A 14,141-nucleotide genomic window follows, 5' to 3' on the forward strand; every position below is an offset into this window, starting at 1 on the left:
AGGTGTGCCTTTCTTGGACGGTGGTGGGTCAGGAGGTGGGCGCCGCGGCGTGGGCGCCGGCGGCCGCGACGTCGGCGAGCAACCGCGGTGAGCGGCACTCGACCAGGATGGTCGACGGCCAGTCCGGCTCATAGCCCTCGGCCGCGGCGATCCGCCGGAACGCCTCGGCCTTGTCCGGGCCGTGCAGGACCATCGCGACGCTGCGCGAGAGGTCGGCGATCGTGCTGATGCCGACCGAGATGCCGTACGCCGGCACCTCGTCGAGGCCCTCGAAGTCGGGGAACGTCACGAGGTTGTCGCGCCGGGTCGCGTCCGCGAGCTCGATCACCCGGGTGCGGCTGTCGCGGAGCGACTGCGGCGGGTTGAAGGCGATGTGCCCGTCGGTCGCACCCGAGGCCAGCAGGAACAGGTCGAGCCCGCCGGCGCCCTCGATCTGGTGCTCGTAGGCCTCTGCCGCCATCGGGTCGGGCAGCCACAGCCGCGGGCCCGCCCCGCCGCCGGCGGCCCGGAGGGGCTCGACGAGCGTGCGGAGCGTGACCCCCTCGCAGCTGTACGGCAGCCCGGCGTCGACCCGGCGCGCCCGGCCCTCGGCGTCGCGGACGACGTAGTCGTCCATGAGCACGATGTCGAGGTTGTCGACCGGCTGCCGCCGCGCGGCGACCTCGGCGACCAGGGCGCGGTAGACGGGCTCGGGGCTGCGCCCGGTCGGGCAGCCGAGACGGTAGCGGTGGCCGGCCGCCGCCGCGGACGCGATGTCGTCCGCGATCGAGACGGCGAGCGCGTGGCCGAGCTGCTCCGCGGTGGCGTAGATCTCGGGGTTGACGGTCATGGTGCGGTCCTTTCCCCGACGGAGCCGTCGGGTAGGGGGTGGCAGGGATGTCTGGCGGGGGCGGTCATTCCTTGATCGCGCCGGAGAGGATCCCCTGGATGAACGAGCGTTGGAAGGCGGCGTAGAGCAGCAGGACCGGCGCGGCGACCATCAGGCCGGCGGCCGCGAGCAGGTTGACCTCGACGTTGAACCGTCCCTGGAACGCGCCCAGCGCGAGCGGGGCCGTCTGCAGCTGGGGATCGCCGAGGAACACCAGCGCCAGGAAGTAGTCGTTCCAGGTCCACATGAACGAGAGCAGGACCAGCGTCAGCACGGCCGGCCGGGCGACCGGCAGCAGCACCGACCACAGCAGCCGCCACGAGCCCGCGCCGTCGAGGCGGGCGCAGTCGACCAGCGACTGCGGCAGCGCCCGGAAGGTCGCTCGCATCCAGAACGTCCCGAAGGGCACGCCCATGCCGATCTGGATGATCACCAGCCCCCACCAGGAGTTGGTGAGTCCGAGGTCGCGGAACTGGTAGTACAGCGGCACGATCACGGCCTCGGTAGAGATCATCATGCCGAGCAGGATCAGCGGGAAGATGACGCGTTCGCCCACCGCGCCGAGGACCCCGAGGCCGAAGCCCGCGAGCACCGCGACGAGGACCTGGCCGGCGACGGCCGCGGTCGCGACCACCAGCGAGGCCACCATGGCGTGGGTGAAGTCGGCCTGCTTCCAGGCGTCGGAGAAGTTCGACCACTGCAGGTGCGTCAGGTCCGGGGTGCCGGCCGCGCTGGGGCTCAACGCCGCGAGCACGAACTGCACGACCGGGAACAGCACGATGAGCGCGAAGAGCGTGAGCACGGCGTACGTGCCGTAGCGCTCGAGCCGGGACTGCATCACGACCCCCTCTCTGCGAAGCGCGTGATGATCAGCGCGATGGCCAGGCAGAGCACCGCCATCACCACGCCGATCGCGGAGGCGAGCCCGACCTGCGGGTTCTGGAACGCCGCTCGGTAGAGCAGCACTGCGGGCGTCATCGTCGAGGTGCCGGGGCCGCCGCGGGTGGTGATCCACACGAGGTCGAACGTGCGCAGCGCGCCGGTGACCGTGAGCGTGAGCGCCACGGCGATCTGCGGCCGGAGCCCCGGCAGGGTCACCGTGAAGAACTCGCGGATCGCGCCACCACCGTCGACCCGGACCGCCTCGTACAGCTCGGTCGGGATCGAGGAGGTGCCCGCGACGAACAGCACCATGCAGAAGCCGAACCCGCCCCACACCCCGATCAGCCCGAGCGCGGGCAGGGCCCAGGTGAAGTCACCGAGCCAGTTCCGGGCCAGCGCGTCGAGGCCGATCGCCCGCAGCATCTCGTTGACGGGACCGTCGGGTGAGTAGATCCGCTTCCAGATCAGCGCCACGACCACGGACGTGAGCACCTGCGGCAGGAACATGATCCACCGGTAGACGCTCATCCCCCGGGTCCGGCGGCGCGAGACCAGCGCGGCGCTGACCAGTCCGAGTGCGATCGGCAGCAGGGAGAAGAACACCACCAGCACGAGCACGTGCCCCAGGGAGGAGCGCAGGATCGGGTCGGTGAAGAACTCGACGTAGTTGTCGAACCCCACCCAGGTGGCCGGCCCGACCCCGTTCCAGTCGTAGAACGAGTACCAGACCGAGCGCACCAGGGACAGCAGCACCACCCCGCCGTAGAACAGCAGCGCGGGCGCCACGAAGGCGAGCCCCGCCCAGCGGGCCCGGCGCTCCAAGGGAGACACCGAGCGCCGCGGGGCCACGGGCCGGCTGCGCCGAGAGGCGCGGACGCTCATCTGCACGGCGACGGCTCAGCGATCGGCGAGGAACGCGTCGCGGTCGGCCTGAGCCGCGTCGGCCATCTGCTGCGGCGTGGTCTTGCCGGCCAGCATCGTCTGCAGGTGCTGGGTCAGCGTGTCGTACAGCGTGCTGGTCGACCAGTCGAAGTAGGGCACGTACCCGTCGCCCTGGTCGAGGGTCTGCACGGCGGCGACCTCCTCGCCGAACTCCGGCCGGTCGGTCGGGAGGTTCAGATCGGTAGCGAGCGCGGGGGTCAGGTTGTTGTCCACCGCGAGCTGGGCGGTCTCCGGTCCCATCAGGAAGTCGAGGAACGCCGCGGCCGCGTCGGGGTGCTCGGAACGTGCCGAGACCACCATCGCCGCGCGAGAGGCGCCGACGCCGTAGGTCTGGTCGCCGTCGACCTGCGGCAGCAGGAACATGCCGTAGTCCTGCTGCTCGTCGCCCGTCGGCGACAGCGTGCCGGAGTAGTTGAACTGGAAGGCGCCCTGGCCCAACTTGTACGACTCCACGCTGTCGGCGTACGCGATGCCCTCGTAGTTCGGCGTCAGCCAGCCCTTGTCGGCCCACTCCTGGAGCTTCTCGGCCGCGGCCTGGAGCCCGGTGTCGCCGATCTTCACGCCGGGGTCGCCGTACACGAAGTCGCCGATGTCCCCGCCGGGCGCCATCATCGCCTGGACCGCCAGCAGCAGCGCCGTCGCCGGGCCGGGGTCGAGGGAGGCGAAGTTGATCGGCACCTGGCCGGCGTCGGCGATCTTCTGGCAGGCGGCCTCGAACTCGGCCAGCGTCGTCGGGACCGCGATGCCGAGGTCGTCGAGGATCGTGCGGTTGTAGTTGATGCCGATGATCGAGGAGGAGGCCACCGGCGTGGCGTAGAGGGAGCCCGTGCCCATCTCGCTGCCGTCGGAGGAGAACTGCTGCTGGCGCAGGATGGAGTCCGGCACCTCGTCGGCCCAGCCGTAGGCCTCGGCGTACGGGTCGAGGTTGACCACGAGCCCGCCGCTCGCATACGTGCCGAGCGCGGCCCAGCCCTGGTTGGCCGTGGCGATGTCCGGCCCGCCCTTGTCGGACAGCCGCAGGTTCAAGGTGGAGTTGAGGTCGCCCCAGTCCTTCGAGGTCCGCTTGATGGTGACGTTCGGGTACTTGTCCTCGAACGCCTTCACGACGTCGTTCATCCAGTCGTTCTCAGCTCCGGTCGCCCAGAAGTCCAGCATCTTCAACGTGATGTCGCCCTGGTCGGAGATGTCGGTGACGACGTCGGAGCTGGACTTCGCGGACGGCCCGTTGTCGGACCCGCCGCCGGGTGAGCAGGCCGCGACGCCGAGAACGGTCACGGCCGCGACGGCCCCCGCTGCGAGGCGGCGCGCACGCCGCTGCAGAACTGCCATGTCAGCACTCCGTCTGTGCCGAGCGGCCGGTCACCGGTCGGCCCGTGGGCCGGCGCCGGGTGACAGGTGCCTCGGTGCACCTCGGCCGGACACCATGAACGTAGCAGTGGCATACCAGTTAGTCCAGACTTATCGAACTGGACTGCTCCGGTCGGCGCAAATCATCGTCAAAGCGCCCCTATCCGCGCCGCGGGGAGCCAAAACCGCACTCCCAGACGGCACAATCGCCAAAATCTGGTCCGACTGGTGCTAAGGTCGCGCTCATGACGGGGTCGGCGGTGGAAGCGACGTATCGCCGCTTGGCGGAGGAGATCCGTCGCGGGGTCTTCCCGCCTGCGTCCCGGCTGCCCGGGGAGCGCGAGCTCGCCGTCCGGCTCGGGGTGTCGCGCTCCACGCTGCGTCAGGCGCTGGCCGACCTCGCCCAGGACGGCCTGATCGGTGCGTCCGCCCAGCGGGGGTGGTTCGTCAACCGGGCCACGATCGGCGAGCCGCCCAGCACGCTGCAGAGCTTCACCGAGATGGCCGCGGCCCGGGGCCTGCGACCCGACACCCGGGTGCTGTCCCAGCAGGTGCGAGCCGCGACGCTCGAGGAGGCCAAGCAGCTGGGGATCGCCCCCGCCGCGCCGGTGCTGCACCTCGAGCGGGTCCGCGGCATGGAGGGTGTCCCGGTGTGCGTCGACACCGTGGTGCTCGTCCAGGCGCGCGTCGCCGGCCTCGACGAGGTCGATCTCAACGACAGGTCGCTCTACGGGGCACTGGAGGAGGTGTGCGGGCTGACCGTCTCGCGGTCGGCGTACTCCGTGCAGGCCGTGGCGGCCGACGAGCACCTCGCCGAGCTGCTCCAGGTCGACCCCGGCTCCCCCGTCCTCGTCGGCCGTGAGGTCGCCTACACCGCCGACGGCGTGCCGCTGCTCATCGGCGTCAACCACTATCGCGGCGACGCCTACCGGTTCGAGGCCGACCTCTACCGCCCGCTCGGCGGCCGTCACAGCTGAGGACCCGGGGCCGGTGCGCCCCACCGCCGCCAGCGTGGCCACGACAGGGTGGTCGTCATGCAGCTGGAAGGCAAGGTCTTCGTCGTCACCGGCGGCGGCCCCCCTGGGCTGACCGCGATGCCGAGTCGGCTCAGTCGGTCGCGTGCAGGTCGCCGGTCCGGGCGACGGCGCGCACCTGCTCGAGGGCGCGCGCCGCGACCGGGTTCTCCCCCGCCCGCGAGGCCAGCTCGACGAGGGGCAGGAGGTCGGCGGCCCGGGCCAGCTCCAGGGCACGCGCCGGCGGTGCGCCACGGAGGCCGGCGTACGCCTCCAGGACGGCCGCGACGTACGCCGGCTCGCGGTCGAAGCGCAGCAGGTTGCCCAGGTCGGAGAACGGGTGGCCGGCGTGGGCGAACTCCCAGTCGAGGACCCCGGTGATCTCGAGGGTGTCGGGGTCGAGCAGCAGGTTCTTGGGGTTCAGGTCGCTGTGCACCAGGCAGGTGCGTGGCTCCTCGTCGAGCAGCGCCTGCGCGGCCTCGGCCACCTCGGCCAGGCCGGGCAGGTCCACGCCGAGGGACTCGACGCACGCCGGCAGGTCCAGCCCGAAAGGCGCGATCCGCAGGTCGCCGTCGACGAAGGTCCCCTGGCGCAGCATCGGCATGCCGCCGAGGATGCCGGCGACCCGACCGCAGGCGGCGCCGACGGTCGCCAGCCCGGCCGGGCCGAGCGTGGGCAGCAGCAGGTCGCCGCGGACGCCGGGGACGAACGAGGTCACCAGCAGTGCCGGAGCACCCGACGCGGGGTCGGCCCGGCGTACTTCCAAGACCTCGGGAACGGGCAGGAGCCCTCGCACGAGGCTCAGCAGCGCCGCCTGGATCTCGGCGGCCTCCGGAGCATGACGAAGGCCGGCGAAGATCCGCACCACGGTGCGGTCTCCGCCGGCCTCGGCCAGGAACGTCTCCCCGGACCAGCCGCCCTCGAGCGGCCGCAACGCCGCGAACTCGTGCATCCTCACCCCAAATGACGTTGACCCGCCCGAAAGTTTCGGGCGGGTCAACGTTGTCACAGCTCAGCCCTTGCGCTTGGTGACTTCCTCGGTCAGGGCGGGCAGGACCGTGTGCAGGTCGCCCACGACGCCGAAGTCGACCAGCTCGAAGATCGGCGCCTCCTCGTCCTTGTTGACCGCGACGATGGTCTTGGAGGTCTGCATGCCGGCCCGGTGCTGGATGGCGCCGGAGATGCCGGTGGCGACGTAGAGCTGCGGCGAGACCGTCTTGCCGGTCTGACCGATCTGGAAGGTGTGCGGGATCCAGCCGGAGTCGACGGCCGCACGGGAGGCACCCACGGCGCCGCCGAGCGCGTCGGCCAGACCCTCGACCGACTCGAAGTTGCCGCCGGTGCCACGACCGCCGGCGACGACGATCGCTGCCTCGGTCAGCTCGGGGCGACCGGTGGACTTGCGCGGCTGGGAGGCCACGATCTGCGCCTTCTTGGCCGAGTCGGAGATCGTCGCCGCGAACTCCTCGACCGCCCCTGCCCCGGCAGACTCCTCCGGAGCCGCGGAGTTGGGCTTCACCGTGATGATCGGCGTCCCGTGGGTGACCTTGGCCGTGAGCGTGAAGTTGCCGGCGAACACCGACTGGGTGGCCGTGCCGTCGGCCGTCACGTCGACCGCGTCGGTGATCACGCCCGACTCGAGCTTGATCGCCAGCCGCGCCGCGACCTCCTTGCCCTCCGAGGTCGACGGGATCAGGATCGCCGCAGGCGAGGCCTTCTGGGCCAGCTGCTGCAGCGCCTCGGCCTTGGGAGCCACCAGGTAGCCCTTGATCTGCGCGTCGTCGACGACGTAGACCTTCTCCGCGCCGTACGCCTTGACCTTCTCGGCCACCTCGGCGCCCTGCGCCGAGCTGCCGATGAAGACCGCGGAGGGCTCGCCCAGCCGCTTGGCGATGGTCAGGAGCTCGTACGTCGGCTTGCGGACCGCACCGTCGACGTGGTCGATGAGAACGAGAACTTCAGACATCGGTCAGCTCCTCAGATGAACTTCTTCGAAGCGAGGAAGCCGGCCAGCGCCGTGGCGCCCGACCCGTCCTCGTCCTTGACGATCTCGCCGGCGGTGCGCGGCGGGCGGGCCGTGGTGTCCTCGACGGCCGTCCACGCCGCTCCCAGGCCGACCTGCCCGGCGTCGACCCCGAGGTCGCTCAGCGACCAGGTCTCCAGCGGCTTCTTCTTCGCGGCCATGATGCCCTTGAACGACGGGTAGCGCGCCTCGCCCGACTGGTCGGTGACCGAGAGGACGAGCGGCATGGTGGCGCCGATGACCTCGGTCGCGGAGTCGCCGTCGCGCTTGACGCGGACCTGGTCACCCTGGGTCTCGATGACCGAGGCGAGCGTGACCTGCGGCAGGTCGAGGCGCTCGGCGAGCATCGCGGGCAGGATGCCCATGGCGCCATCGGTCGAGGCCATGCCGCACACGACCAGGTCGACCTTGTTGGCCGCTCCGGCCTTCTCGATCGCCTTTGCGAGCACCAGCGAGGTCGCCGCGGCGTCGGAGCCGGCGATCGCTTCGTCGACGACGTGGACGCCGTCGTCGGCACCCATCTGCAGCGCCTTGCGCACCGCGTCGACGGCCTTCTCGGGTCCGACGCACAGCGCCGTCACCCTGGTGTCATCGCCGGCCTTCTCCTTCAGCTGCAAGGCCTGCTCGACGGCGTACTCGTCGAGCTCCGAGAGGAGCCCGTCGACGCCGACACGGTCCACGGTCTTGTCCGACTCGAACTGCCGGTCGGCAGTGGCATCGGGCACGTACTTCACACAGACGACAATGTTCATGGTGTGTGGCCGGTTCGGCCCCTCCTGTGTCTCGGATGTGGTGGTGAGGCTACCGCCGCGTAGGGATGGTCGAAACTCGCAGCGGGGTTGGCTATGTCACAGCGGCACTGTCACGGTCTCGGTGACGACGGCGCCGGGTCAGGGGCGGACGAGACGCTCCAGCAGGCGGCCGACGACCAGGTAGGCGATGGCGCCGAGCCCCCAGTTGGCCAGCGCGTTCTTGGTCTCGGCGTCGGCGCCCGCGAACTTGAAGATGCCGTTGCCGCGGGAGAACACGTCGACGTCGACGACGTCCGCGGCGTCGAGGACCAGCTTGACCAGCGCGTTGTCGCGGTTGGCGTCGAGCGCGATGCACAGCGCGCCCACCGCCAGCACCAGCGCGCAGAGGACCGCGAGCGTCCACACGGCCTGGGCCGCCCAGACCCGCACCCGCGAGCCACGGCGCGCCGTCATCGCCTTGCGATCCGCCACCTACCGCTCACCTGCCCTTGAACTGCGCCTTGCCCGGTCCGTTGTCGACGAAGGATTGCATACCGATCGACCGGTCCTCGGTCGCGAACAGCGCCGCGAACTGCTGACGCTCGATCTCCAGGCCGGTCTCGAGGTCGACCTCGAGGCCGCGGTCGATGCTCTCCTTCGCCGCACGCAGGGCGTACGACGCCGCCCCGGCGAACTGCCGCGCCCAGGCGAGCGCCTCGTCGTAGACCGACGCGGGCGGGAACAGCCGGTCGACCAGGCCGATCGCGAGGGCCTCGTCGGCCTTGACGAAGCGGCCGGTGAACACGATGTCCTTGGCCTTGCTCGGACCCACCAGGCGGGTGAGCCGCTGGGTGCCGCCCGCGCCGGGGATGATGCCGAGCAGGACCTCCGGCTGGCCCAGCACCGCGTCGTCCGCGGCGAACCGGACGTCCGCGCACAGGGCCAGCTCGCAGCCGCCGCCCAGCGCGTAGCCGGTGATCGCGGCCACGACCGGCTTGGGGATCCGGGCGACCGCGGTCAGTGCGGACTGGAGCGGCCCGGAGCGCTTGACCATGTCGGTGTAGGACATGTCGGCCATCTCCTTGATGTCCGCGCCCGCGGCGAACACCCGCTCGCCGCCGTACACGATCACGGCCTTGACGTCGTCGCGCTCGGCGGCCTCGGTCGCCGCTGCCCGGATCTCCTCCTGGACCTGCACGTTGAGCGCGTTCATCTTCGGCCGGTCCAGCCGGATCGTGCCGACCCCGTCGGCCACCTCCAGTCGTACGAACTCGCCCATCGACCCAGACGTCGACTCAGCCATCAGTGAACCGCCTCTCTCATCTTCGCGAACCGTCCTCGGCATTGTGCCCTCATCAGGAACAATGGCGCGGTGACCCCTGGACTCTGGCGCAACCGCGGTGAGCGGGCACCGGTCTGGCCGGGCAGCAGCCACCCGATGGGGTCCACGTGGTCGGCGGAGGCCACGAACTTCGCGGTCCACGCACCGCGCGCGACCGCGGCGTGGGTCTGCCTCTTCGACGACGAGGGCGGCGAGCGACGGCACCGCCTCACCGAGCAGGAGCTCGGCATCTGGCACGGCGCGATCCCCGGGGTCGAGCCCGGCACCCGCTACGGCTACCGCGTCGCCGGCCCGTGGGACCCCGCCCAGGGCCTCCGGTTCAACCCGAACAAGCTGCTGCTCGACCCGTTCGCCCGGGCGGTCTCCGGCACGCTCACGCTGGACCCCGCGATCTTCGGGTACGCCGCCGACGACCCGAGCCGGCGCAGCGACGCCGACTCCGCGCCGTACGTCCCGATGAGCGTGGTGGTCGCCGACGACGGCTTCGACTGGGGCGACGACGCGCCGCCGCGGCACCGCTGGCGCGACTCCGCGATCTACGAGATGCACGTCAAGGGCATGACCGCGCTCCACGACCGCGTCCCCGAGGAGCTCCGCGGCACGTACGCCGGGCTCGCGACGCCCGCGGTCGTCGACTACCTCAAGGACCTCGGCATCACCGCGGTCGAGCTGTTGCCGATCCACCAGTTCGTCTCCGAGACCGCGCTGCTGGAGCGGGGGCTGGTGAACTACTGGGGCTACAACTCGATCGGGTTCTTCGCCCCGCACAACGCCTACTCGGCGTCCGGCGACCGCGGCCAGCAGGTCAGTGAGTTCAAGGCGATGGTGAAGGCGTTCCACGCCGCCGGCATCGAGGTGATCCTCGACGTGGTCTTCAACCACACCGCCGAGGCCGGCGTCACCGGACCGACGCTGTCGTTCCGCGGGCTCGACGACCGCGGGTTCTACTGCCGCAACGGCAACGACCACCCCGGCGAGCCGTTCGACGACGCCTACTGGGACGTCACCGGCTGCGGCAACACCGTCGACGCCTCCAACCCGTTCGCGCTCCGGCTGATCCTGGACTCGCTGCGCTACTGGGTCACCGAGATGCACGTCGACGGGTTCCGCTTCGACCTGATGTCCGCGCTGACCCGCGTGCACCACCGCATCGACATGGGCTGCCACCTGCTCACCGCGATCGGCCAGGACCCGGTGCTGCGGCACACCAAGCTGGTGGCCGAGCCGTGGGACGCGTCGATGGACGGCTACCGGGTCGGGGAGTTCCCGCCGCCGTGGGTGGAGTGGAACGACCAGTACCGCGACGAGATCCGCGACTTCTGGCGCAACTACACCTCCAGCATCCGCGGCGTGGCCACTCGTCTCGCCGGGTCCTCGGACCTCTACCTCGACGACGGGCGCTCGCCGTACGCCTCGATCAACTTCGTCACGGCCCACGACGGCTTCACGATGCGCGACCTGGTGACCTACGAGCACAAGCGCAACGAGGCGAACGGCGAGGACAACCGCGACGGGACCGACAACAACCGGTCCTGGAACCACGGGCTCGAGGGCGAGAGCGACGACCCTGCCCTGCTCGCCGTACGCCGGCGTCAGGTCGCGAACATGATGGCGACGCTGTGCCTGTCCAACGGCGTCCCGATGATCACCGCCGGCGACGAGCGCGGCCGCACCCAGCGCGGCAACAACAACGCCTATGCGCAGGACAACGAGATCTCGTGGGTCGACTGGCGTCCCGACGACGCCTGGCTCGACGTCTACGAGATCACCAAGACCGCGCTCCGGCTGCGCCGCGAGCACCCGGCGCTGCGCCAGCGGCACTGGTTCGAGGGGCGACCGACGATCCGCGGCGGCCCCAAGGACCTCGCCTGGTTGCACCCCTCGGGGCGCGAGATGACCGGTGATGACTGGCACGACCCGTCGCTGCGCGCGGTCGGCATGTTCGTCTCGGGCTCACCGCTGCGCTCCCCCGGCCCCCGGGGCGAGCAGCAGGTCGACAAGACGTTCGTGCTGTGGTTCAACTCCGACTGGCTGCCCCAGCGCGTGACCCTCCCCGAGAACGACTGGGTCCAGGCCGGCGAGGTCGTCCTCTCCACCGACTTCAAGCTCCCCGTCGGCACCCCCGTCAAGGCCGGCGACCGGCTCTCGATCGGCCGCCGCACCGTGGTGGTCTTCCGCGAGACCTGACCGCGTCTCGCGCGCCGACAGCTCGAACCGCCGAGTCAGCGCGCCTGCACCAATGCGCCCACCGCAACCACACCGTCTGATGACCGACCCCAGAGCGATCCGCGGCCGGCGTGGCGACGAAGTCGACACGCCAGACGCGATCAGGGCAGGGTGACCAGGCCCAGCTCGGCGGGTGAGGCCAGCACGTCGTTGCGCGGGATGATCCGCACGGTGTAGCCGAACGCGCCGGAGTGGTCGAGGACGACGTCGCCGTCGAAGCGGTGCCGGCCGCCCTCGTAGGACTCCACGACGTGCAGCGAGTCGAGCAGCGTCTCGACGAGCTCGTCCTCGGCGTTGGTCTTGCCGTGCACGAGCTGGACGTCGACGTCCTCGGGGGCGAGCGAGCCCAGGGCGACGAACGCCCGGACGCTCATCTGGTCGCCGACCTCGGGGGCGTCGCCGACGCCGCTGCTCTCGACGTGGTCGACGCGTACGTCGGGCCAGCCGGCCTTGATCCGCTTCTTCCAGGCCGCGAGCTCGGCCGCTCCGTGGTAGTCGGAGTTGAGCCGGTGCGCGGTGATGGTGGCCGGCGCGTAGAGCTGGCGCATGTAGTCGCGGACCATCCGGGTGGCGAGCACCTTGGGGCCGAGCGACTTCAGCGTGTGCCGGGTCATCTCGAGCCAGCGGGTCGGCACACCCTCACCGTCGAGGTCGTAGAACCGCGGGGCGACGTCGTTCTCGATCAGGTCGTAGAGCGCCGCGGCCTCGAGGTCGTCGCGGTGGTCGGGGTCGTCGACGCCGTCAGCGGTGGGGATCGCCCAGCCGTTGTTGCCGTCGTACCACTCGTCCCACCAGCCGTCGAGCACCGAGAGGTTGAGACCGCCGTTGAGCGCGGCCTTCATGCCGGAGGTGCCGCACGCCTCGTAGGGGCGCAGCGGGTTGTTGAGCCAGACGTCGCAGCCCGGGTAGAGCGGCTTGGCCATCGCGATGTCGTAGTTCGGGAGGAACACGATGCGATGCCGGATCTCGGGGTCGTCGGAGAGCTTGACGATGTCCTGGATCAGCTTCTTGCCACCGTCGTCGGCCGGGTGCGCCTTGCCCGCGATCACGAGCTGGATCGGGCGCTCGGGGTGCAGCAGCAGCGACTTGAGCCGCTCGGGGTCGCGCATCATCAGCGTGAGCCGCTTGTACGACGCAGCGCGCCGCGCGAACCCGATCGTCAGCACGTCGGGGTCGAGCACGTTGTCGATCCAGCTCAGCTCGGCCTTGGCCGCGCCGCGCTTCTCCCACGAGCGGCGCAGCCGCTTGCGGGCGTCGACCACGAGCCGCTCGCGCAGCGTGCGCTTGACCGCCCAGATCTCGGTGCCCGGCACCTTGTCGGCCGCGGCCCAGAAGCCCGCCGTGTCGTCGGAGTCCAGGTCGGCACCCTGCGCGACCGCGAGCTCGATGACCTCGCGCGCCACCCACGACGGCGCGTGCACGCCGTTGGTGATCGACCCGATCGGCACCTCGGCCTCGTCGAAGGCGGGCCACAGGCCGCTGAACATCTCGCGGCTGACGTGGCCGTGCAGCTCGGAGACGCCGTTGGCACGCTGGGCCAGGCGGAAGCCCATCACGGCCATGTTGAAGACCGAGGGGTCGCCGCCCTCGTAGTCCTCGGTGCCGAGGGCCAGGATCCGCTCGACGGGTACGCCGGGGGTCGGGCCGGCCTCGGTGAAGTACTGCTCGATCAGCGTGAGGGGGAACCTGTCGATGCCTGCCGGCACCGGCGTGTGCGTGGTGAACACCGTCGACGCGCGGCCGACCTCGAGCGCGGTCTCGAAGTCGAGCTTCGGGCCGCCTTCGGCCACGGTGAGCTCACGGATCCGCTCGAGGCCGAGGAAGCCGGCGTGGCCCTCGTTGGTGTGGAAGACCTCGGGCGCGGGGTGACCGGTGATGCGGGAGAAGGCGCGCAGCGCCCGCACGCCGCCGACGCCGAGCAGCAGCTCCTGGCGCAGCCGGTGCTCGCTGTTGCCGCCGTACAGCCGGTCGGTCACGTCGCGGTAGTGGTCGGGGTTGCCCTCGACGTCGGTGTCCAGCATCAGCAGCGGCACGCGGCCGACGCTGGCGACCCAGATCCGCACCAGCATCTCGGGGCCGTCGGGGAGGGCCACGCTGATCATCGCGCGAGTGCCGTTCTCCTCGCGCAGCAGCGAGATCGGCAGGCCGTCGGGGTCGAGGACGGGGTAGTCCTCGTGCTGCCAGCCCTCACGAGACAGCGACTGCTTGAAGTAACCGTGCCGGTAGAGCAGGCCGACGCCGATGATCGGTACGCCGAGGTCGCTGGCGGCCTTCAGGTGGTCGCCGGCGAGGATCCCGAGGCCGCCGGAGTACTGCGGCAGCACCGAGGTGATGCCGAACTCCGGGGAGAAGTAGCCGATCGCCGTCGGGCCCTGCTCACCACTGGCGAGACGGCGCTGGTACCACCGGTCCTCGGTGAGGTACCGCTGCAGGTCGGCGTGCGCCGTTCCGAGTCGGCCCAGGAAGTCCTGGTCGACGGCGAGCTCCTCCAGCCGTCGGCGGCCGACGGCCCCGAGCAGCTTGACCGGGTCGCGGCCGGTGGACTCCCACAGCACCGGGTCGACGGACTCGAAGACGTCCTGGGACTCGGGGTGCCAGGACCACCTCAGGTTGCCGGCGAGGTCGCCCAGCGGGATGAGGGCCTCAGGCAGGACAGGACGGACAGTGAACCGACGGATCGCACGCACCCGGCGACGGTACAGCCTGAAGGTTGGAACGATCAAAGAATCGCGAAAACGTTATCCTGCGGTCCTCGTCACGCCCGCCC

Annotated in this window: 12 protein-coding genes; 2 read left to right on the forward strand and 10 right to left on the reverse strand. The window is 70.9% G+C overall.

The features are described from left to right. Positions 1–28 precede the first annotated feature (28 nt). The 4 genes from AC3ANS_RS14520 to AC3ANS_RS14535 all read right to left on the reverse strand — a co-directional run bounded on the left by AC3ANS_RS14520 (position 29) and on the right by AC3ANS_RS14535 (position 4,021). Positions 29–829, reverse strand: coding sequence for a 6-phosphogluconolactonase (locus AC3ANS_RS14520; RefSeq protein WP_488292293.1), 801 nt, complete (start codon positions 827–829; stop codon positions 29–31). A 64-nt stretch (positions 830–893) separates the two neighbouring features. Continuing rightward, entirely contained in the window at positions 894–1,706 is an 813-nt protein-coding gene (locus AC3ANS_RS14525) for a carbohydrate ABC transporter permease (protein WP_488292294.1), read from the reverse strand. Continuing rightward, the gene (locus tag AC3ANS_RS14530; RefSeq protein ID WP_488292295.1) at positions 1,706–2,572 is read right to left on the reverse strand and encodes a carbohydrate ABC transporter permease; all 867 of its coding nucleotides are present in this window, start codon (positions 2,570–2,572) and stop codon (positions 1,706–1,708) included. The genes AC3ANS_RS14525 and AC3ANS_RS14530 overlap by 1 nt, the downstream gene beginning before the upstream one ends. A gap of 75 nt (positions 2,573–2,647) precedes the next feature. Continuing rightward, entirely contained in the window at positions 2,648–4,021 is a 1,374-nt protein-coding gene (locus AC3ANS_RS14535; protein WP_488292296.1) for an ABC transporter substrate-binding protein, read from the reverse strand. 263 nt (positions 4,022–4,284) lie between these two features. On the opposite strand from AC3ANS_RS14535, the gene AC3ANS_RS14540 reads away from it, so the two are divergent. Then, a complete protein-coding gene (locus tag AC3ANS_RS14540) occupies positions 4,285–5,016 on the forward strand; it encodes a GntR family transcriptional regulator (RefSeq protein ID WP_488292297.1) in 732 nt (243 codons plus the stop codon). Positions 5,017–5,146: 130 nt separating this feature from the next. Here AC3ANS_RS14540 and AC3ANS_RS14545 read toward each other — a convergent pair whose 3' ends face one another. The 5 genes from AC3ANS_RS14545 to AC3ANS_RS14565 all read right to left on the reverse strand — a co-directional run bounded on the left by AC3ANS_RS14545 (position 5,147) and on the right by AC3ANS_RS14565 (position 9,085). Then, a complete protein-coding gene (locus tag AC3ANS_RS14545) occupies positions 5,147–6,004 on the reverse strand; it encodes a phosphotransferase family protein (protein WP_488296503.1) in 858 nt (285 codons plus the stop codon). A 60-nt stretch (positions 6,005–6,064) separates the two neighbouring features. Continuing rightward, the gene (locus AC3ANS_RS14550) at positions 6,065–7,018 is read right to left on the reverse strand and encodes an electron transfer flavoprotein subunit alpha/FixB family protein (protein WP_488292298.1); all 954 of its coding nucleotides are present in this window, start codon (positions 7,016–7,018) and stop codon (positions 6,065–6,067) included. Between the two features lie 11 nt (positions 7,019–7,029). Then, a complete protein-coding gene (locus tag AC3ANS_RS14555; protein ID WP_488292299.1) occupies positions 7,030–7,809 on the reverse strand; it encodes an electron transfer flavoprotein subunit beta/FixA family protein in 780 nt (259 codons plus the stop codon). Between the two features lie 156 nt (positions 7,810–7,965). Next, a complete protein-coding gene (locus AC3ANS_RS14560) occupies positions 7,966–8,298 on the reverse strand; it encodes a hypothetical protein (protein ID WP_488292300.1) in 333 nt (110 codons plus the stop codon). A gap of 7 nt (positions 8,299–8,305) precedes the next feature. Then, positions 8,306–9,085 carry an enoyl-CoA hydratase/isomerase family protein gene (locus AC3ANS_RS14565; protein ID WP_488296504.1) on the reverse strand — a complete coding sequence of 260 codons (780 nt, stop codon included), beginning with the start codon at positions 9,083–9,085 and terminating at the stop codon, positions 8,306–8,308. Positions 9,086–9,178: 93 nt separating this feature from the next. Between AC3ANS_RS14565 and glgX the strand changes: the two genes are divergently transcribed. Next, positions 9,179–11,335 carry a glycogen debranching protein GlgX gene (gene glgX / locus AC3ANS_RS14570; protein ID WP_488292301.1) on the forward strand — a complete coding sequence of 719 codons (2,157 nt, stop codon included), beginning with the start codon at positions 9,179–9,181 and terminating at the stop codon, positions 11,333–11,335. A 140-nt stretch (positions 11,336–11,475) separates the two neighbouring features. Here glgX and glgP read toward each other — a convergent pair whose 3' ends face one another. After that, positions 11,476–14,061 (reverse strand): alpha-glucan family phosphorylase, encoded by a 2,586-nt coding sequence (glgP, locus tag AC3ANS_RS14575; RefSeq protein WP_488292302.1) that lies wholly within the window; start codon positions 14,059–14,061, stop codon positions 11,476–11,478. Positions 14,062–14,141 lie beyond the last annotated feature (80 nt).

The sequence above is a fragment of the Nocardia sp. 149-1B genome (assembly GCF_057747975.1).